The sequence below is a fragment of the Burkholderia semiarida genome (assembly GCF_029268935.1).
Classification (GTDB): domain Bacteria; phylum Pseudomonadota; class Gammaproteobacteria; order Burkholderiales; family Burkholderiaceae; genus Burkholderia; species Burkholderia semiarida.
The window spans coordinates 361,422-380,805 of record NZ_JAHLCL010000003.1 but is presented as its reverse complement, the minus strand read 5'-3'; the positions used below and the strand labels follow the sequence as shown (position 1 = coordinate 380,805).

Genomic DNA, 19,384 nt, shown 5'->3' with positions numbered 1-19,384 from the left:
CCGCTTCGAGCGGTTGCGCATTCTAACCGCACATGCGATCGCACGTTCCGTTCGAGTTCGTGCACCGATGCGGATAGCCGGTCGCCGAAGCCAGTCGACCTGCTGTGTATTTCAGCGGTGAGGGGCGCGCGCATGCGGCGCGGCGCGTCTGCGCGGATCCCGGTCCACGGAGCGCAGCGTGGGCGGGGGGGCGCGGCTGTTCGCGCCGAGGCGCCGCCTTCGTGCGACCGGACGCCCATGCTCACCGTTGAATTTCACAGCGTCTCGACTGGCCTCGGGCGCGGTTGTCCACACTCGGATCGGCACCCTGGTTGGATCGTCGCGCGTCGCTCACCGCTGGAACTCACAGTGTTCGGTGTCGTCGCAGGGTCGAGCGATTCGCGCCCGAGCCGGCGCACTCGTCTAATCGTTTGCCGTCACTCACCACCGAAATTCACAGTGTTCAGGGTCGTCTCGGGGCGATCTGTCCACATCCGAATGGGTACCCTTGTTCGAACGCGTGCCGTTGCTCACCATTGAAATTCACAGTGTTCAGAGTCGTCGTGGATCGGGCGGTCCACGCCCGAATTGGCCCCCTTGTTCGAACGCGCGCCGTCGCTCACCGTTGAAATTCACAGTGTTTGGAGTCGTCGTGGATCGGGCGGTCCACGCTCGAATTGGTACCCTTGTTCGAACGCGTGCCGCCGCTCACCATTGAAATTCACAGTGTTTGGAGTCGTCGTGGAGCGGGCAATCCACGCCCGAATTGGCCCCCTTGTTCGAACGCGCGCCGTTGCTCACCGTTGAAATTCACAGTGTTTAGAGTCGTCGCGGATCGGGCGATCCACGCCTGAATCGGCGCCGTTGTTTGTGCGCTGTCGATGCCCACCATTGGGATTCACAGCGTTTGGAGTCGTCGCGGATCGGGCTGTCCACCCCCGAATCGGCACCGTCGTTCGAGCGCGTGCCATCACTCACCGTCGAAATTCACAGGGCTTCGAGTGTCTGCGGGTGGGTGATATCCACACCCGTACCGACCTCTCGTTCGACTACCCAACGGCACGCACGAGGCACGCACGAAGGGACGGACATGTGGATATCCTGCCGCCGAGCCGACTCGCGCCCCTGTACATCCGGAAGCTGAGCGCCAACGTCGCGGCGGCGACGCAGGCATCCGGCGGTGTGGATATCTCCTGCCGGCATCGACTCGTCGCGCTGTGGATTTCGATGGTGAGCGTCGCCGTCCGCATGTGCGGCGGACAGATCGAGGTGTGGACATCCGGCACCCGACGCGACTCGAAACGCTGTGCGATCGAACGGTGAGCGCGATCACCCGCTCGGCCGACAGCCCCGGCATTGTGGACATCCCGCGCCCTCACTCCAAATGCTGTGCATTCCATCGGTGAGCGCGCCGCCGTTTCCCGGCCCCAACCCTTGTCGCACGGGCCCCGAGCGAGCGCCGCCGGGCCCGCGGCCGGCGTCCCGCTCGTCACCCGCGATGTCGACGCAAGCGCTCCCCCATCCCGCCCAACCCCCGACCGCCACCCGCCACCCCGCGCGAAAACTCTCTCAAATCCCGGCAAAAACCTGCGCGGTTTTTCTCGCCGTGCACCGGTCCGAGCAAGATGAGGAAAAACATTCTCGGCCGCGCGCGAAAAAATAGAGCCATTCGCTGCCGCACTCATGCGTCACCCGGCGCCCCGCCGCGCACGGCCCAGAACAGCACCATCCGGAGACTTCCCCCCATGACCGCCCGCCTGCCCGTCGACGGCACGCCTGCCCTGTCCGACTACCGCCTGACCGACAACCTGACCGCGACGCGCGGCCGGATCTTCCTGACCGGCACGCAGGCGCTGATCCGCCTGCTGTTGATGCAGCGCACGGTCGACACCGAGCAGGGCCTCGACACGGCCGGCTTCGTCAGCGGCTATCGCGGCTCGCCGCTCGGCATGGTCGACCAGCAATTGTGGAAGGCGAAGAAACTGCTCGACGCCAGCGGCGTGCGCTTCCTGCCGGCGATCAACGAGGAACTCGGCGGCACGGCCGTGCTCGGCACGCAGCGGGTCGAGGCCGACCCCGAGCGCACGGTCGACGGCGTGTATGCGATGTGGTACGGCAAGGGCCCGGGCGTCGATCGCGCGGGCGACGCGCTGAAGCACGGCAACGCATACGGTTCGTCGCCGCACGGCGGCGTGCTGGTCGTCGCGGGAGACGACCATGGCTGCGTGTCGTCGTCGATGCCGCACCAGAGCGATTTCGCGATGATGGCGTGGCACATGCCGGTCGTGAACCCGTCGAACATCGCCGACATGCTCGAATTCGGCCTGTACGGCTGGGCGCTGTCGCGCTATTCGGGCGCGTGGGTCGGCTTCAAGGCGATCTCGGAAACGGTCGAATCGGGCTCCACCGTCGACCTCGATGCGTTGCAGACGCGCTGGCCGGCGCCGGAAGGCTTCACGCCGCCGGCGGGCGGCCTGCACAACCGCTGGCCCGACCTGCCGAGCCTGACGATCGAGGCGCGCCTCGCGGCGAAGCTCGACGCGGTCCGCCATTTCGCGCGCGCCAATAGCATCGACAAGTGGATCGCGCCGAGCACGCACGCGAACGTCGGCATCGTCACCTGCGGCAAGGCGCACCTCGACCTGATGGAAGCGCTGCGCCGCCTCGACCTGACGGTGGCCGATCTCGACGCGGCCGGCGTGCGGATCTACAAGGTCGGCCTGTCGTATCCGCTCGAAATGACGCGCATCGAGACCTTCGTCGACGGGCTCGCCGAAGTGCTGGTGATCGAGGAGAAGGGCCCGGTCATCGAGCAGCAGATCAAGGATCACCTGTACAACCGCACCGAAGGCGCGCGCCCGCGCGTGCTCGGCAAGCACGACGCGGCCGGCGCGTGCCTGCTGTCCGAACTCGGCGAACTGCGTCCGTCGCGCATCCTGCCGGTGTTCGCCGACTGGCTCGCGCGGCACAAGCCGGCGCTCGACCGGCGCGAGCGCGTCGTCGATCTCGTTGCGCCGCGGATCCTGTCGAACGAGGCCGACGCGGTGAAGCGCACGCCGTACTTCTGCTCGGGCTGCCCGCACAACACGTCGACGAAGGTGCCCGAAGGCTCGATCGCGCAGGCCGGCATCGGTTGCCACTTCATGGCGTCGTGGATGGAGCGCGATACCACCGGCCTGATCCAGATGGGGGGCGAGGGCGTCGACTGGGCCGCGCACGCGATGTTCACCAACACGAAGCACGTGTTCCAGAACCTCGGCGACGGCACCTACTTCCACTCGGGTATCCTCGCGATCCGCCAGGCGGTCGCCGCGAAGGCGAACATCACGTACAAGATCCTCTACAACGACGCGGTCGCGATGACGGGCGGCCAGCCGGTCGACGGCAGCATCTCGGTGCCGCAGATCGCGCGGCAGGTCGAGGCCGAAGGCGTGTCGCGCTTCGTCGTCGTGTCCGACGAGCCGGAGAAGTACGACGGTCATCACGGGCAGTTCCCGACGGGCACGACGTTCCATCACCGCAGCGAACTCGATACGGTGCAGCGCGAATTGCGAGAGACGCCGGGCGTCACCGTGCTGATCTACGACCAGACCTGCGCGGCCGAGAAGCGCCGCCGCCGCAAGAAAGGCGAATTCCCCGACCCGGACAAGCGTCTGTTCATCAACGATGCGGTGTGCGAAGGCTGCGGCGACTGCGGCGTGCAGTCGAACTGCCTGTCGGTCGAGCCGCTCGAGACGCCGCTCGGCCGCAAGCGCCGCATCGACCAGTCGTCGTGCAACAAGGACTATTCGTGCGTGAACGGCTTCTGCCCGAGTTTCGTGACGGTCGAAGGCGCGGCGCTGAAGAAGGCGGCCGGCGCCGCGTTCGACGAAGCGGCGCTCGCCGCACGCGTCGACGCGCTGCCGGTGCCGGCGACGCACCTCGACGCGGCGCCGTTCGACATGCTCGTGACGGGCGTCGGCGGCACCGGCGTCGTGACGGTCGGCGCGCTGATCAGCATGGCCGCGCACCTCGAAGGCAAGAGCGCATCGGTGCTCGACTTCATGGGCTTCGCGCAGAAGGGCGGCTCGGTGCTGTCGTTCGTGCGGATCGCGTCGAGCGACCGCTGGCTGAACCAGGTGCGCATCGACACGCAGCAGGCCGACGTGCTGCTCGCGTGCGACATGGTCGTCGGGGCGAGCGCGGAGGCGCTGCAGACGGTGCGCCACGCGCGCACGCGGATCGTCGTCAACACGCATCGGATCCCGAATGCATCGTTCGTGCAGAACCCCGACGCGAACCTGCATGCGGACGCGCTGCTCGAGAAGATGCATCACGCGGCCGGCGACGGCTACCTGTCGAGCTGCGACGCGCAGGCGCTCGCCGCGAAGTTCCTCGGCGACTCGATCGGCGCGAACATCCTGATGCTCGGCTACGCGTGGCAGCTCGGCCTCGTACCGGTGTCGCTCGCCGCGATGATGCGCGCGATCGAGCTGAACAACGTCGCGGTGCCGATGAACAAGCTCGCGTTCTCGATCGGCCGGATGGCGGCCGGCGATGCGGCGGGCCTCGACGCGCTGTGGAACGCGCGTCATGCGGTGGCCGCGCACGCCGCGCCGGAGACGCTCGCCGAGCTGATCGCCGATCGCGAAGCGCGTCTCGACGCTTACGGCGGCGCGCGCTACGTCGAGCGCTACCGCGCGCTGGTGAACGCGGCGCAGGCGAAGGGCGACGACACGCTGACGCGCGCGGTCGCGACGACGTTCTACCGGCTGCTCGCGGTGAAGGACGAATACGAAGTCGCGCGGCTGTACGCGGACGACGCGTTCCGCACGGCGCTCGAAGCGCAGTTCGAAGGCGTGCCGGGCCAGACGTACCGCGTGAAGTTCAACCTGGCGCCGCCCGCGGTCGCGAAGGCCGGCAGCGACGGCAGCACGCCGAAGAAGCGCGTGTTCGGCCAGTGGATGTGGCCGGTGCTCGGCATGCTGGCGCGCGTGCGCGGCCTGCGCGGCACGTGGCTCGATCCGTTCGGCCGCACGGTCGAGCGGAAGATGGAGCGCGCGCTGGCCGACGACTACGAGACCACGCTCACGCGTGCGTTCGCCGCGATGACCCCCGGCAATGCCGCGCAGGTCGTGCAACTGGCCGACTTGCATGCCCGCGTGCGCGGCTTCGGTCACGTGAAGGTGCGCAATCTGGCCGGCGTGAAGCGCGCGGAACGCGAGCTCGCGTTGCAGCTCGGCATCGACGCGGCGACGAGCGCGGCCGTGCAGCATGCGCTCGACGAGATGAAGGGCGCGGGGATGCTGAAGGGGATTCCGGTCGTCGTCGCGAAGTAACGCGAGCGTGAGTGGACGTGAAAACGGCGACGCGGGTGCGTCGCCGTTTTTTTATGCCCGTCGGCAGCTGCGCGCGGGCCGCGGTCGATCCTTCAAAGAATGCCTTTCTTGCGCGTCGACAGCGCGGTTTCCGACAGATCGATCTCGCGAAGCAGCTTCGTCAGCGTTTCGTCGGAAATCTTGCTGTCGCTGCGCAGCCGGTACAGCGCCGAGCGTTCCGCGCGCACGGCCGCGATCCGCATCTGCAATTCCATCGTTTCGGCCTGCTTCGCTTCCGCGCGCGGCGTGGGGCCGTCGTCGGCGAGCGCGGCGAGCCGGCGGCGATATTGGTCCATCACGCGTGCGGAGATGTCGGCGCAGCGGGCCGCGCCCGATTCGTCGAGCTCGGCCGAAATGGCATCGTGCGACGAATCGATCGCGCGGATCGCGGCCTGCGCGGCGGCCGAGCGAGCGATGCGCTCCTCGTCGCCGAGCGGGTTGCGCGACGAGCGCACGCCGCGCAGCAGCAGCGGCAGGCCGATCACCGCGACGATCAGCGAGCCGAGGATCACGGACGACGCGATGAAGATCGCGGTGTCGCGGCCCGGCAGCGGTGCGCCGTCGGACAGCGCGACCGGGATCGACAGCACGCCGGCGAGCGTGACCGCGCCGCGCACGCCGCCCACCGTCATCACCGCGATCGTGCGCACGCCGGCCATCGTGCCGGCGAGGCCGCGACGCGCGGCGCGGCGGCTTGCGAACCAGCGCAGCAGCCATACCCACAGGAAGCGGATCGCGTACAGCGCGAGCATCATCGCGCCCACGTTGAAGATCATGCGGCCGACCAGCACGTCGCTCGTGTGGTGCGCGTCGACGAGCGCGCGGCCGATGATGTGCGGCAGCTGCAGCCCGAGCATGATGAACACCATGCCGTTGAACACGAACTCGATCATCGCCCACGTGCTTTCGGCACGCACGCGCGACGCGACGGTGCTTTTGCGGGAGAAGCTCGTGTAGTTCATCATCATCCCGGCCGACACGGCCGCGAGCACGCCCGACAGGTCGAGATGCTCGGCGAACAGGTAGGCCGCGAACGGCACCAGCAGCGTCATCACGATGCCGGGCGCCGGGTCGCCTTCCTGCTCGGCGTTCAGGAAGCGCGTCGACAGCGCGCTGAACAACCACGCGACGATCGCCCCCGTCGCGAGCCCGCCGGCCGCGACGATCACGAACGTGACCGACGCGGCGCGCAGCGAGAACACGCCCGTCAGCGCGGCCGCGATCGCGAACTTCAGTGCGACGAGGCCCGACGCGTCGTTCATCAGCGCCTCGCCTTCGAGAATGTGCATCAGTTGCGGTGGAATGCGACCCTTGCCGGCGATGCCCGACAGCGCGACCGCGTCGGTCGGCGACAGCACGGCCGCGAGCGCGAACGCGATCGGCAGCGGCAACTCGGGAATCAGCCAGTGTGCGAAGTAGCCGACCGCGAGTACCGTCATGAACACGAGCCCGAACGCGAGCATCAGGATCGCGCGGCGCTGCAGGTAAAGCTCGCGCTTCGGAATCCGCCAGCCGTCCGCGAACAGCAGCGGCGGGATGAACAGCAGCATGAAGATCTCGGGGTCGAACGTGACGTGCAGGTTCAGCTTCGGCCACGCGAGCATCGCGCCGAACGCGATCTGCATCAGCGGCAGCGGCAGTTGCAACGGGAGGATGCGCGTGACGGCGCCGGATAGCGCGACGGTCAGCAGCAGAATGAGGACGGTGAAGACGATTTCCATCGAGACGGCGGATGCGGGGAATGAAACGATCGTACGGAGTGTAGCGTGCCGACGTAACGGATGCGTTCGAGCGGCCGGTGCGTGCGCACGGAAACGGTGCGCGGATGGCGCGCCACGATGGTGCGGCGGCGCGGCGCGGCCATGCGGCGCATGGGTTCCGCACGCCTTGCACGGAGCTTGCTTGAAGGTGGGCAGCCGCCCGGCACGTGTCGGGCAACCGAGGGTCCAACCATGACATTGCGCGCGCCGTCCCGGTCGTCGTCCATGACGCCGGACGTCGCGTTCGACTGCACCACCAGGAGGAAGGCATGACGATCGTGCAACAGGAGCGTCCGGCCGCCGCGTCGCCGTACCGGTTCGAGCGGGAGATGAGCTCCGGCTTCGAACGGCTCGCGACGCAGCACCGCGACCTGACGCTCACGACCGTGTTCCAGCCGATATTCAGCCTGTCGCACCAGCGCGCGGTCGGCTACGAGGCGCTGCTGCGCGCGCACGATGCGCTCGACCGCGCCGTGTCGCCGCTCGACGTGTTCGGCGAAGCCGCGCGCCAGGGCGAACTGCTGCAACTCGACCGGCTCGCGCAGGCGCTGCATCTGGAGAACTTCGCGCTGCTCGGCGCCGAGCGCGAGTGGCTGTTTCTCAACGTCCACCCGGGCGTGCTCACCGATCCGTTCCAGGCGGCCGCGCTGCTCGCGAACCTGAAGCGGCTCGGCATGCCGCCGCGGCGCATCGTGCTCGAAGTGCTCGAACAGCGCGCGGACGACGTCGAGCGGCTCGCGGAGGCCGTGCGCGAGTTCCGCACGCACGGCTTCCTGATCGCGCTCGACGATTTCGGCGCGGGCCACTCGAATCTCGAGCGGATCTGGCAATTGAACCCGGACATCGTGAAGCTCGACCGGATCATGCTGTCGCACGCGGCGCACCGTACGGGGCTCACCGCGATCCTGCACGGGCTCGTGACGCTGTTGCACGAGGCCGGCAAGCTCGTGCTCGTCGAAGGGATCGAGACCGAGCACGAAGCGCAGATCGCGCTGTCGTGCGAGGCCGACTTCGTGCAGGGCTACTACTTCGGCCGCCCGGCGCCGGGGCTGCCCGACAGCGCGACCGCGACCGGCTGCATCGGCGAGCTGACCGAGCGCTATCGTCAGCAGACCGAAGCGCGCGAGCGGCGCGACGCGCAGCGGCTCGCACCGTACCTGCGCGCGTTCGAACGGGCCGCCGAGCGCCTCGAGGCCGGCGAGCCGCTCGACGAGGTGTGCTGGAACTTCCTCGCGCTCGACGCGGCCGCGCGCTGCTTCCTGCTCGATGCGCACGGCCGGCAGTCGGGCCGCAACGTCGTGCTGCGCGCCGATCGCGCGCTGGCCGAGGCGCGCTTTTCGCCGCTGGCCGACGCGCAGGGCGCGAACTGGCTGCGCCGGCCGTATTTCCGCTCGGCGATCGCCGAACCGGGGCGCGTGCAGGTCACGCGGCCGTACCTGTCGATCAACGAGGCGCAGCCGTGCGTGACGCTGTCGGTGGCCGTGCGCGTCGGCGACGCGCAGCGCGTGCTGTGCGGCGACATCGACTGGATCGACGAGGACGCGCAAGTCGCGTAGCGAGGTGCGGCTCGCACGCGGCGAGCGGCCGCGCCGTTCCGGTTCGTGCCCGCCACGGCGGTGACGGCGGTGTCCGCGCGCGTCGGCGTGTGGCGCATGCGGCGCGGCTGAAATACGCGGCTGAAATACGCGGCAGAAGTACGCGGCGGAAGTACGCGGCCGCCGGCACGCTGGCGTCCGTCACGCGGCTCGGCTAGGATGCGCGAATTGTCCTGACGATTCGCAAGCCGCCATGAACCGACCCGCTGCTTCTTCCGTCCTCCTCGAAGTGATCGCCACGACCGTCGGCGATGCAAGGACCGCCGCCCGCGCGGGCGCCGACCGCCTCGAACTCGTGACCGCGATCACCGAAGGCGGGCTGACGCCCAGCGTCGGCCTGATCGAGGCCGTCGTGGCCGCCGTGCCGATTCCCGTCAACGTGATCGTGCGTCCGCACAGCCGCTCGTTCGTCTATGACGCCGACGACATGCGCGCGATCGAGCGCGACGTGCGTGCGGCCGTCGCGGCCGGCGCGAACGGCGTCGTGTTCGGCGCGCTCGACGCGCGCGGCGACATCGATCTCGGCGCGCTGGCCCGCGTCGCGGCCGCCGCGGACGGGCGCCCGCTCACGTTCCACCGTGCGTTCGACGTCGCGCGCGACCTGAACGCCGCGTTCGATGCGCTGCTGCGCGTGCCGGCCGTCACGTCCGTGCTGACGTCGGGCGGCCATCCGTCGGTACTCGACGCGGCCGCGACGATCACGCGGCTCGTGCGGCAGGCGGCAGGCACGACCTGCACGGTGCTGGCCGGTTCGGGGCTCACGATCGATGCGGTCGGCGATTTCGTTCGCGCCACCGGCGTGCGCGCGGTGCATTTCGGCTCGGGCGTGCGGCCGCGCGGCGAGGTGCTGGCGCCCGTCGACGGACAGCGCGTCGAGCGCGTGCGCGCGGCGCTCGACGGCGCGGCGTCGCACGTGTGATGCTGCCGCGACGCACTCGACGGCGTGTATCAGTCGTAACGAATCGCCAGATCCTTCAGGATCTCGACGTTGCCCCATTTGAACGAACAGCGTCGACCGACTTCGATCGCGTGGCCGTCCTGTGTTTCGCTGACCGGCGTGCAGCCGCCGGAGATTTTCACGGTGGGCGTGCCTTGCTGCGACAGCGGGAATTCGATCGCCGCATCCTTCGGGATCGTGTGCGTGAGGGCAACGTCTTCGATATAGTCGTCCGGCAAGACGAAGATCAGCGCGCGGTCGACCTTGAGCGTGTAGTAGTCGTGCTGGAACGGTACGCTGGTCACGCATAGTTCGCTGGTGTGTCCGTTCAGCGTCTGCGTCGAGCATTTCGGTGCCGCGGCATGCGCGGTCGTGGCGACGAGGGCGAGCAGCGTCAGTGCTGTTTTCTTCATTCGTGTTTCCCCGGATGTAACTGGATACCCGCACGTCCGACGGGTATTCGTTGCACCCGGCGATCGCAGCGGAGACGCAATGTTAGTGCGAAGTTTGCGTCGCTGCTCGCGATCGGTAACGCAATTTGACAAAGCATGAAAAAAGCCGGGGCGCGCCCGGCTTCTCCATTTGCGCACAGTACGCGTCCCACTTGCTACCGCTTACGCGTGTTCCGCCAGCGCGTCGGCCTGGCTCGCGCGGATGCCGAGGCGCTCGAACAGCGCGCGGTCGCGCTGCGTCTGCGGGTTGCTGGTCGTCAGCAACTGGTCGCCGTAGAACATCGAGTTCGCGCCGGCGAGGAAGCACATCGCCTGCATCGCGTCGTCGAGCTGCTCGCGGCCGGCCGACAGGCGCACGACGGCCTTCGGCATCGTGATGCGCGCGACCGCGATCGTGCGCACGAACTCGAACGGATCGAGCGGCGCGGTGCCTTCGAGCGGCGTGCCTTCGATCGCGACGAGGTTGTTGATCGGCACCGATTCCGGATACGGGTTCAGATTCGCGAGCTGCGAGATCAGCCCCGCGCGTTCGCGGCGCGACTCGCCCATCCCGATGATGCCGCCGCAGCACACGTTGATGCCCGCGTCGCGCACGCGGTCGAGCGTGTCGAGGCGGTCCTGGTACGTGCGCGTCGAGATCACCTGGCCGTAGAACTCCGGCGACGTGTCGAGGTTGTGGTTGTAGTAGTCGAGGCCCGCGTCGGCGAGCTGCCGGGCCTGCTCGTCTTCCAGCATGCCGAGCGTCATGCAGGTCTCAAGGCCGAGCTCCTTCACGCCGCGCACCATCTCGGTCAGCGCCGGCATGTGGCGCTCCTTCGGGTTGCGCCACGCGGCGCCCATGCAGAAGCGGCTCGCGCCGTTCGCCTTCGCCGCGCGCGCGGCGTCGAGCACCGCGTCGACGTCCATCAGCTTCTCGGCCTTCAGGCCCGTGTCGTGATGCGACGACTGCGAGCAGTAGCCGCAATCTTCCTCGCAGCCGCCCGTCTTGATCGACAGCAGCGTCGAGAGTTGCACCGCGTTCGCGTCGAAGTGCTCGCGATGCACCTGCTGCGCGCGGAACATCAGGTCGTTGAACGGCAGCTCGAACAGCGCGACGACGTCGGCGACGCGCCAGCGCTGCGGCGCCGGAGCGGCCACGGGGATCGCGTCGGGTTGCACGGCGGCGGTCTGGGCTTGGGTCATTTCTTTTTCCTGTCCTGGGCGGGATTGGGGGATCGGTTGGGTCAAGGCCGCGCGGCGCGCAGCGACTCGACGAGCGCGGCGATGTCGAGCATCGCCGCGGCGGATTCGGGGGCGGCCGGCGTCAGGTGCGCGATGCGGCCGATCAGCGGCGCGCGGTGCTCGCGCGCGAGCCAGTCGCCAATCGTCGCGACGTTCTCGTCGGCGAACGACATCGCCGGGTCGACGTGGTTCGCGACCCAGCCCGCGAGCGTGAGGCCGCGCTGGCGAATCGCATCGGCCGTCAGCAGCGCGTGGCTGATGCAGCCGAGCCGGACGCCGACGACGAGGACGACGGGCAGGCCGAGCGCGACCGCGAGATCGGCGGTGTCCTGCGTGTCGTTCAGCGGCACGCGAAAGCCGCCGACGCCTTCGACGACGACGACGTCCGCGCGCGTCAGCGCTTCGCGATGGCACGCGACGATCGTGTCGAGGTCGAGCGTCACGCCTTCGCGTGCGGCGACGATATGCGGCGCGGCCGGCGCTTTCAGCAGGAACGGCGTGCGCAGCTCGGGCGGCAGCACGACGTTCGCGGCGGCGTCGAGCTGGTCGGCGTCCTCGTTGCGCCACACGCCGTCGCGTTCGTACGCGCCGGCCGCGACCGGCTTCAGCGCGGCCGCGCGCAGCCCGTGCCGCGCGAAGCCGTGCAGCATCGCGGCCGACACGAAGGTCTTGCCGATTTCGGTGTCGGTGCCGGTCACGAAGACGGAGAGCGGGGCGGTCATGCTGCGGCCTCCTCGCTGGCCTGGATCAACGCGGCTTCGAGCCTGGCGAGATCGTCGAACGAATGCGCGGCCGACAGCGACACGCGCAGCCGCGACGTGCCGGCCGGCACCGTCGGCGGCCGGATCGCGGGCACCCACAGGCCGTGCGCGTCGAGCGCGCGCATCGCGGCGAGCGTCGCGTCGTTGCTGCCGATCACGAGCGGCTGCACGGCCGTGTGCGAATCGACCGGCTGCCAGCGCGTGTTGCGCAGCAGCGCGCGCGTGCGTTCGATCAGCGCGGCGAGGTGCGCGCGGCGCGCGTCGCCTTCGTCGCCCGCGATCACCTTCAGGCTCGCCGATACCGCGTGCGCGACGGCCGGCGGCGCGGCCGTCGTGAAGATGTAGCTGCGCGCGCGCTGGATCAGCCATTCGATCACGGTTTCGTGCGCGATCACGAACGCGCCGGCGACGCCGGCCGCCTTGCCGAGCGTGCCGACGTACACGAGATGCGGCGAACGCAGCGCGGCGGCCGCGAGCGCGCCGCGACCCTGCGGGCCGAGCACGCCGAAGCCGTGCGCGTCGTCGACGACGAGCCACGCGCCGTGGCGTTCGGCCAGCGCGACGAGTTCGGCGAGCGGTGCAATGTCGCCGTCCATGCTGAACACGGTGTCGCTGACGATCAGCTTCGTTTCCGCATCCGATGCGTCGAGCAGCGCGGCGAGCGCGGCGGTATCGGCGTGCGGATAGACCTGCACGTTCGCGCGCGACAGCCGCATGCCGTCGATCAGCGACGCATGGTTCAGCGCGTCGGAGAAGATCGTCGCGCCCTTGCCGGCGAGCGCGGTCATCGCCGCGAGGTTCGCCATGTAGCCGGTGCTGAAGTACAGCGCGCGCGGCGCATCGGAGAAGCCGCCCGCGAAGCCCGCGAGTTCGTCCTCGAGCCGGGCGTGCGCGCGCGAATGGCCGCCGAGCAGGTGCGAGCCGCCGCTGCCGGAGCCGTAGCGCTGCGCGCCTTCGGCGAACGCGGCGACGAGCGCCGGATGCGCGGCGAGGCCGAGGTAGTCGTTGCTCGCGAAGCCGACGATCTCGCGGCCGTTCACGGTCATGCGCGCGTCGCACGCGGTGTCGGCGATGCGGCGCACGCGGCGCAGCCCTTGCGCGTCGAGGTCGGCGAGGCCGCGTTGCAGGGTGTCGAGCAGGCTCATCGGCCGAGATCCTCCAGCGTGGCGTCGAGCGTGTCGCGCGTGCGCCGCGCGAGCCACGCGATGTCGTCGTCGCTCATCACGTACGGCGGCATCAGGTACACGGTCGTGCCGATCGGGCGCAGCAGCAGTTCACGTTCGAGCGCGCGCTCGAAGAACCGCCGCGAGAAGCCGTGCGCCGCGTCGCCGTCGAGCGCGACGTCGAACGCGAACAGCGTGCCGCGCTCGCGCAGGTGGCGTACGTGCGGATGGGCGCCCAGCGGCGCGAGCGCCGCGCGCAGCGTCGCCGATTTGCGGGCGTTGCTCGCGAGCACGTCGTCGCGCGCGAACAGGTCGAGCGTCGCGAGCGCCGCGCGGCACGCGAGCGGGTTGCCCGTGTACGAATGCGAGTGCAGGAAGCCGCGCGTCGTGTCGTCGTCGTAGAACGACGCGAACACGTCGTCGCGCGTGAGCACCAGAGACAGCGGCAGGTAGCCGCCGCTGATTCCTTTCGACAGGCACATGAAATCGGGCCAGACGCCCGCCTGTTCGCACGCGAAGAAGGTGCCCGTGCGGCCGCAGCCCACCGCGATCTCGTCGGCGATCAGGTGCACGCCGAATTCGTCGCACAGTGCGCGCAGCCCGCGCACGTACGACGGATCGTGCATGGCCATGCCGGCCGCGCACTGCACGAGCGGCTCGACGATCAGCGCGGCGATCCGGTCGCCGCGTTCGACGAACAGGCGCCGCACGTCCGCGAGCGCGCGGCCCGCGACGTCGGCGGCCGTCTCGCCCGGCAGCGCGCCGCGCGCATCGGGCGACGCGACCACGTGAGCGTGGCGGATCAGCGGATCGTACGCATCCTTGAACAGCGCGACGTCGGTCACGCCGAGCGCGCCGATCGTCTCGCCGTGATAGCTGTTCGCGACGCAGACGAATTCCTGCTTGTTCGCGCGGCCGCGGTTGCGCCACGCGTGGAAGCTCATCTTCAGCGCGATCTCGACGGCCGACGCGCCGTCCGACGCGAAGAACGCATGGCCGAGCGTGCGGGCGGTCAGCGCGTGCAGCCGTTCGGCGAGCTCGATCGCCGGTTCGTGCGTGCAGCCGGCGAGCATCGCGTGCTCGAGCGTGTCGAGCTGGTCCTTCAGCGCCGCGTTGATGTCCGGGTTCGCATGGCCGAACAGGTTGACCCACCACGAGCTGATCGCGTCGAAGTAGCGGCGGCCGTCACGGTCGACCAGCCACACGCCCGCGCCGCGCGCGACGGGGACGAGCGGCAGGCGCTCGTGATGCTTCATCTGGGTGCAGGGGTGCCAGACCGCGCGCAGGCTGCGCGCGACCCAGTCGTCGGTGGCTGGCGTACTCAAGGCGACTCCGGGGGGTAAAACGGCCGCGCGGTATCGACGGGGGCCGCGCGGCGGGATACGAAACGCGCAGAGATTAGCGTGTTCCGCCGGACGTTGCACTAGCGGTTACAAACGCCGCGCAGCCTTGCTGGGCGGGAGTTCGGCGCAGTTCGGGGGGGCTCGGAACGGAACGCGGCGGATCGGCCGAAATGCACGCAGATGACGACGGTCGAGTGACACCCCCCGACAGAAAAAAATCGCGGGGCGGGGCGGCCGGGCAGCGAAATATGGGGAAGGATGATGGTGCGGTGTTGGCGGCGACAAGGGGCGAACTTGCTGCGCGCAGGGTCGATCGACCGGGTGGTGCAATGCCGGACCACTGAGCGAAATCGAGCGGTCAGGTTCAGGGCAATGCTTTGCGAAGTGCCGCGTCGGCCACGTGGTCGATGTGACGGAACGCCGGCGCAATCTTGTCGACTTCCTTGTCAGGCACGCCATGCTCTTCGAAACACGTCTTCCATTCGCGTGTCGGTTGCCAGACTTCAGCAATCGCGAGTCCGGCGTCTGATTTCGAAAGGCCGAATGCATCCCGGGCATTGAACGCGTTATCCAGGGTGGCGAGCCGCCCCTGCGGGCCGATGCCGAGGTGGAGATAGCGCTCGTGTGCAGTGCTCGGCCGGGGCAGAACATCGTATAACGGGCTGAGACGCCAGCCGGGGAGACGCGGGTCGCGAATGAATCCGTGGTTGCGCAAATGGTCATCGTCGTTGCTCACGAGGATGTTAAAGACCATCCGCTTGAACAGTTCCCGGTTGTCGGCTCGAATTGCGTCCACGTGCCCGTGCTGCCGGATCGCGTGAGCCACGTCCTGATAACTTTTCTCCATCGATTCCATCTCGGAACAGCCGACCAGCGTCAATGCGCTCGCGAAGGGCACTCTTCGCTCGGTTGCCCCGGCACGGGGAGGCAGATAGAGCGCGTCGTCCCCTCGAAGGGCGTCGAATTCGGGGTGAGTCCAGTACCGGTCGAATCGGCGGATCAACATGACTTGTCGGCCGCCGACGTCGACGATGCGGGTAGGTGGGACCCGAATGCCGCACCGGGCCGCAAGACGAAGCGTGGCCTCTTCGATGACCGTCACGTTCAGCCGGTCGCTACGACTCGGGAATTTGGCCAGCCAAAGCACGCCGTTTTCGTCCCGCACCGTAGCCTTTGGCCGGGCGCCGCCGAGACCGCTGCCCTGTACGAAGATGGCTTCGAGTTCGGCCGGCACGGGCTCGCCTTCCTCGATGCGCGCTGCCGAATCGATCAGATATTCGAGCCTGTGCAGGCCCTTGCCGGCTTGCGGGCCTGGAGGGGTGTCCAGATTCGCCCGGATATCGAGCGCACCAATCCGCTGACTGCCCGCGTGGAGGAGATAGGTGGATTCGGGCAGTGTGTTGGCCCGGACTTTGAGTTTGGCTTCGATGACACGCCGTCCCCATGCATCGGGCGCGGCGTCGCGAATCCCGCCGAACTGCGTCAACCCGCCCGCCGGGAAGTTCATCTTGCCGCGTGTCTCGTTCTTTCTCGCCAGACTCAGGCTCACCGGGTCGATTTCGATGGCGTTGGGCCGATCGATATAGCGCAACCCGTACGCGAAGCTCGATGCCTGTAGATCCGCACCGTCTTCGGTCATTTGAAGCAGCCCCGCGGGTGCCCAGTCATCGTCGAGATAGGCAAACACGGCGAGTCTTTTGACGACGGCGACCATCAGAAATCAAGATCCTTGAGTTCGTTGTCCGTGAGAGATCGTACGCGTCGACTGCGTTCGCGGGCCGCCTGTGCCTTGAGCGACGGGTCTGTTCCGGAGAGCAGTTCCAGCAGGGTCGTTTCCGGTGCAATCGCGTCGAGATACCGCAGCCACTGTCCCAGCGCGACGCCAGGATCGCCTTTCTCGATGCGATAGGCGGTATTGCGTGAAAGCCCGGCCCGGGTGGCCGCCTCGCTCTGCTGGATGCGCCGCGAGATGCGCAGACGGGCGAGCGCTTCTCCGACACGCGCGGCTTCCGCGAGAACGGTGGGGCTGGCGGCCGCAGCTTGATTGACCTTCATGCTCGTAAAATCGATCGTTAAGTCGATTATGATCGAAATAACGATCATGATAGATCATGCCAGCTCGAATTCAAGCCGATTGCGCGTAAAAACGAGCATTACGCGGTGAGTGCTCGATTTGACGAGCAGGCGGGAGCGTGCCGCGATGACCTTGAAAGGACGGGGCGTGCGAGGCGGGAAGAACGACAGCCGCGCGTCAGCGCGAAGCCAGCGCGCGCGTATCGGTGTCGCGGATGTGATCGTCGCCGTTGTCGGCCGTCTGCGTCGGGCTGGCGTTCCACACGACGCGGTCGTTGACCGCGTACAGCCGGCACGCGCCCGCGCCTTGCTTCGCGCAGTTGTCGAGCGCGAGCGCCATCGGGTCGTCGCCGCCTTCGGCCCACGACCACGCGCCTTCCGACGACACCGCGAACGCGCGGCTCGGATGCTGGTTCAGGAAGCGGCGATAGCCTTCGCGGCCCGCTTCGTCGACGTACGGCACCGCGTTGACCGCGTCGATCGACGCATAGCCGCTGGCCTTCGGCTCGTGCGGGTTCGCGACCGCATAGCGCACCGCGGTCGGCAGGTTCAGTTCGGCGAGGAATGCGTTCACGGCCGGCCACCAGACGGGCACGCCGTCGCGATCGACGATCAGCCGGTGCGCGTCGTCCTTGTAGCGGCCGAAATCGATGAAGCGGGCTTGCGTGCCGTGCGACACGTACGCATCGTGCATCTGGGCGACGAGCGCGGGCGTCCATACCGAATCGTTGTCGCCGTACAGCCACAGCGACCGCACGGCCGTATGCGCGCCATACTGGTCGAACGCATCGACGAGATTGCGCTGCCAGCCGTCGCACAGGTCCTGGCGCAGCCCGCCGGAGAAGTTGATGATGCCGCGTACGCCGGCTGCCGCTTCGGTGCCGTATGCGACCGACACGAGCCCGCCATGCGACGTGCCGGCGACGACGATGCGCGACGCATCGACGTACGGCTGGCGCGACATGTAGCGCACCGTCGCGTCGACGTCGGCGGCCTGCGCGAGCCCGTTCTTGCCGACGTTGCAGCCTTCCTGCCGGTACGTGCCGTCCGAACCGGCGAAGCCCTGGCGATTCGGCGCGATCACCGCATAGCCGCGCCGCACGAATTCGCGCGCGAACGCGAGCGGCCGGCTGCGCGGCTGCAGATGGAGATCGCCGGTATTTTTACCGTGGTTGAAGACGACGAGCGGGAACGGGCCGGGGCCGTTCGGCTTGAAGAGCGTCGCCTCGAGCGTGACGGCGCCCGAAGCATCGGCCGGAATGCGCAGGATCTGTTCGTTGAGGTCGGCGGCGACCTGCGGCAGGTTCGCGTCGGCGTAGTCGAAGCGCTCGGCGTGCGCGAGCGATCCGCTGGCGCCCGCCCCCGTAGCGGCGCCCGGCAGCGTACCGGCCTGAGCGGCCGACAGCGCACAGGCCGCCATCCATCCCACCAATACCTTGCTGAACGCCATCCGTAAGCCCTGCCATGCAACATGACCAATTCGAGGCCATCGTAGCCCGACAAAATCAGGTTGTGCAATGCGGGAATTACCCGGCGTCTGACATGGCAACTATTTGTCAGCGTTCATTTACTTCGCCGTCGACATAACGCCAGAAACCGTGCTCGTCGCGCTCGAAACGGCTCGTCTCGTGGAGCCGGTAAGCGCGCCCGCCAACCTTGTAGCGCGCCACGAATTCGACCTCCGCGTGCCGCTCGTCGAGCGGCACGTGGCGTTTGACCGCGAGGCCGAGCCAGCGCGGCGCGTCCGGTGCTTCCGGGTCGGTGTCGAGATCGGGCGGGCAGGTGCGCGCGGCCCACGTCGCGCGCAGGTAATCGGTCGCGCCGAGCACGTACGCGCTATACCGCGAACGCATCAATTCGAGTGCGGTGGCGGCGGCCTCGCCGCCGTCGATGAAACGGCCGCAGCAGGCCGCGTAGCGCGGCGCCGGGGCTTTGCGGGCGGGCGCGGGAGACGCGCCGCCGCACGGGCACGCGTCAGGTCGGTTCAAAATCATGCGAAATGTGAATTAACAACGATCGGTTGCCGGTGCCGCTCACCAGCTCAGCTCGACGCCGTCGTACTGGAAGAACCGGCCGTTCGCCTGGGACACGTCGGAACCCGATTCGGCGATCACGCGACGCATGCCGGTCACGCTCGTTTCCGGGTCGATCGCGGCCTGCGCGCCGCCCATGTCGGTGCGCACCCAGCCGGGATGCAGCGAAATGCACGCGGCATGGCGCGTCTGCAGCGAAGCGATGCGCAGCGCGTCGTTCAGCGCGGCCTTGCTCGCGCGGTACAGCCAGCCGGTCGTGCCGGTCGCCTCGGCGATGCTGCCCATCCGGCTCGACACGACGGCCAGCACGCCGCGCGCGTCCTCGACGAGCGGCAGCAGGATCGGCAGCAGCTGCATCGGCCCGCGCACGTTCGTGTGCATCACCGCGTCGAAATCCTCGGCGGTGATCGTCTCGACGCCCTCGGTGCGCGGCCCGTACACGCCGGACACGAGCACGGCCGCATCGAGCCGCTCGCCGTCGAGCTTCCAGCCGAGCGCCGCGATCTGCTCGGGCTGCGCGATGTCGAGCGCATGCGGCTGCGCGCCGAGCGCGCGCAGCGCATCGAGCGACGCCGCGTCGCGCGCGGTGGCGATCACGTTCCAGCCGTCGCGCCGGTATTGCCGGACGAATTCGCGGCCGAGGCCGCGCGATGCGCCGACGATCAATACGGTTTTCATGCCTGTCGCTCCTTGCGGTGGCGCCACCGAGG

The 19,384-nt window shown here is 68.6% G+C and carries 15 protein-coding genes; 4 read left to right on the top strand and 11 right to left on the bottom strand.

Translation table 11 applies throughout. The features are described from left to right. Window positions 1–1,071: 1,071 nt before the first annotated feature. Together KPB06_RS05485 and KPB06_RS05480 are read left to right on the top strand one after the other, a co-directional pair. Window positions 1,072–1,302 carry a hypothetical protein gene (locus KPB06_RS05485; RefSeq protein ID WP_275906077.1) on the top strand — a complete coding sequence of 77 codons (231 nt, stop codon included), beginning with the start codon at window positions 1,072–1,074 and terminating at the stop codon, window positions 1,300–1,302. 422 nt (window positions 1,303–1,724) lie between these two features. Next, window positions 1,725–5,297 carry an indolepyruvate ferredoxin oxidoreductase family protein gene (locus tag KPB06_RS05480; RefSeq protein WP_275906078.1) on the top strand — a complete coding sequence of 1,191 codons (3,573 nt, stop codon included), beginning with the start codon at window positions 1,725–1,727 and terminating at the stop codon, window positions 5,295–5,297. Between the two features lie 92 nt (window positions 5,298–5,389). Here the strand turns inward: KPB06_RS05480 and KPB06_RS05475 are convergent, their stop codons facing one another. Then, on the bottom strand, window positions 5,390–7,057 hold the full coding sequence (locus KPB06_RS05475) for a Na+/H+ antiporter (RefSeq protein ID WP_060010340.1): 1,668 nt from the start codon (window positions 7,055–7,057) through the stop codon (window positions 5,390–5,392). Between the two features lie 308 nt (window positions 7,058–7,365). Between KPB06_RS05475 and KPB06_RS05470 the strand changes: the two genes are divergently transcribed. Beyond that, a complete protein-coding gene (locus KPB06_RS05470; RefSeq protein ID WP_059585406.1) occupies window positions 7,366–8,652 on the top strand; it encodes a sensor domain-containing phosphodiesterase in 1,287 nt (428 codons plus the stop codon). A gap of 232 nt (window positions 8,653–8,884) precedes the next feature. Next, window positions 8,885–9,610 carry a copper homeostasis protein CutC gene (locus tag KPB06_RS05465; RefSeq protein WP_059608800.1) on the top strand — a complete coding sequence of 242 codons (726 nt, stop codon included), beginning with the start codon at window positions 8,885–8,887 and terminating at the stop codon, window positions 9,608–9,610. Between the two features lie 29 nt (window positions 9,611–9,639). Here the strand turns inward: KPB06_RS05465 and KPB06_RS05460 are convergent, their stop codons facing one another. From KPB06_RS05460 to KPB06_RS05415, 10 genes are all read right to left on the bottom strand, one after another. Further along, a complete protein-coding gene (locus KPB06_RS05460; protein ID WP_059585404.1) occupies window positions 9,640–10,041 on the bottom strand; it encodes a hypothetical protein in 402 nt (133 codons plus the stop codon). Between the two features lie 201 nt (window positions 10,042–10,242). Further along, entirely contained in the window at window positions 10,243–11,262 is a 1,020-nt protein-coding gene (gene bioB / locus KPB06_RS05455; protein WP_059585403.1) for a biotin synthase BioB, read from the bottom strand. A gap of 41 nt (window positions 11,263–11,303) precedes the next feature. Beyond that, window positions 11,304–12,023, bottom strand: coding sequence for a dethiobiotin synthase (gene bioD / locus KPB06_RS05450; protein ID WP_059585402.1), 720 nt, complete (start codon window positions 12,021–12,023; stop codon window positions 11,304–11,306). Then, window positions 12,020–13,207, bottom strand: coding sequence for an 8-amino-7-oxononanoate synthase (gene bioF / locus KPB06_RS05445; RefSeq protein ID WP_059641326.1), 1,188 nt, complete (start codon window positions 13,205–13,207; stop codon window positions 12,020–12,022). The genes bioD and bioF overlap by 4 nt, the downstream gene beginning before the upstream one ends. Further along, window positions 13,204–14,550, bottom strand: coding sequence for an adenosylmethionine--8-amino-7-oxononanoate transaminase (bioA, locus tag KPB06_RS05440; protein WP_275906079.1), 1,347 nt, complete (start codon window positions 14,548–14,550; stop codon window positions 13,204–13,206). The genes bioF and bioA overlap by 4 nt, the downstream gene beginning before the upstream one ends. A gap of 382 nt (window positions 14,551–14,932) precedes the next feature. Continuing rightward, window positions 14,933–16,282, bottom strand: a complete 1,350-nt coding sequence (locus tag KPB06_RS05435; protein ID WP_275906080.1) for a type II toxin-antitoxin system HipA family toxin — start codon at window positions 16,280–16,282, stop codon at window positions 14,933–14,935. Then, entirely contained in the window at window positions 16,282–16,671 is a 390-nt protein-coding gene (locus KPB06_RS05430; protein WP_226290322.1) for a helix-turn-helix domain-containing protein, read from the bottom strand. Before KPB06_RS05430 ends, KPB06_RS05435 begins: the two co-directional genes overlap by 1 nt. A gap of 148 nt (window positions 16,672–16,819) precedes the next feature. Beyond that, window positions 16,820–18,091: a dienelactone hydrolase family protein gene (locus KPB06_RS05425; protein ID WP_060966589.1), complete on the bottom strand. Its 1,272-nt coding sequence runs from the start codon at window positions 18,089–18,091 to the stop codon at window positions 16,820–16,822. A gap of 106 nt (window positions 18,092–18,197) precedes the next feature. Further along, window positions 18,198–18,635: a YchJ family protein gene (locus KPB06_RS05420; RefSeq protein WP_275906081.1), complete on the bottom strand. Its 438-nt coding sequence runs from the start codon at window positions 18,633–18,635 to the stop codon at window positions 18,198–18,200. A 39-nt stretch (window positions 18,636–18,674) separates the two neighbouring features. Beyond that, window positions 18,675–19,352: an SDR family oxidoreductase gene (locus KPB06_RS05415; protein WP_059585396.1), complete on the bottom strand. Its 678-nt coding sequence runs from the start codon at window positions 19,350–19,352 to the stop codon at window positions 18,675–18,677. Window positions 19,353–19,384 lie beyond the last annotated feature (32 nt).

What these genes read in the sequence shown, in the direction of transcription:
- KPB06_RS05480 (WP_275906078.1), top strand. Translation starts at nt 1,725, where the DNA reads ATGACCGCCCGCCTGCCCGTCGACGGCACGCCTGCCCTGTCCGACTAC.
- KPB06_RS05475 (WP_060010340.1), bottom strand. Translation starts at nt 7,057, where the DNA reads ATGGAAATCGTCTTCACCGTCCTCATTCTGCTGCTGACCGTCGCGCTA.
- KPB06_RS05470 (WP_059585406.1), top strand. Translation starts at nt 7,366, where the DNA reads ATGACGATCGTGCAACAGGAGCGTCCGGCCGCCGCGTCGCCGTACCGG.
- KPB06_RS05465 (WP_059608800.1), top strand. Translation starts at nt 8,885, where the DNA reads ATGAACCGACCCGCTGCTTCTTCCGTCCTCCTCGAAGTGATCGCCACG.
- KPB06_RS05460 (WP_059585404.1), bottom strand. Translation starts at nt 10,041, where the DNA reads ATGAAGAAAACAGCACTGACGCTGCTCGCCCTCGTCGCCACGACCGCG.
- bioB (WP_059585403.1), bottom strand. Translation starts at nt 11,262, where the DNA reads ATGACCCAAGCCCAGACCGCCGCCGTGCAACCCGACGCGATCCCCGTG.
- bioD (WP_059585402.1), bottom strand. Translation starts at nt 12,023, where the DNA reads ATGACCGCCCCGCTCTCCGTCTTCGTGACCGGCACCGACACCGAAATC.
- bioF (WP_059641326.1), bottom strand. Translation starts at nt 13,207, where the DNA reads ATGAGCCTGCTCGACACCCTGCAACGCGGCCTCGCCGACCTCGACGCG.
- KPB06_RS05435 (WP_275906080.1), bottom strand. Translation starts at nt 16,282, where the DNA reads ATGGTCGCCGTCGTCAAAAGACTCGCCGTGTTTGCCTATCTCGACGAT.
- KPB06_RS05430 (WP_226290322.1), bottom strand. Translation starts at nt 16,671, where the DNA reads ATGATCGTTATTTCGATCATAATCGACTTAACGATCGATTTTACGAGC.
- KPB06_RS05425 (WP_060966589.1), bottom strand. Translation starts at nt 18,091, where the DNA reads ATGGCGTTCAGCAAGGTATTGGTGGGATGGATGGCGGCCTGTGCGCTG.
- KPB06_RS05420 (WP_275906081.1), bottom strand. Translation starts at nt 18,635, where the DNA reads ATGATTTTGAACCGACCTGACGCGTGCCCGTGCGGCGGCGCGTCTCCC.
- KPB06_RS05415 (WP_059585396.1), bottom strand. Translation starts at nt 19,352, where the DNA reads ATGAAAACCGTATTGATCGTCGGCGCATCGCGCGGCCTCGGCCGCGAA.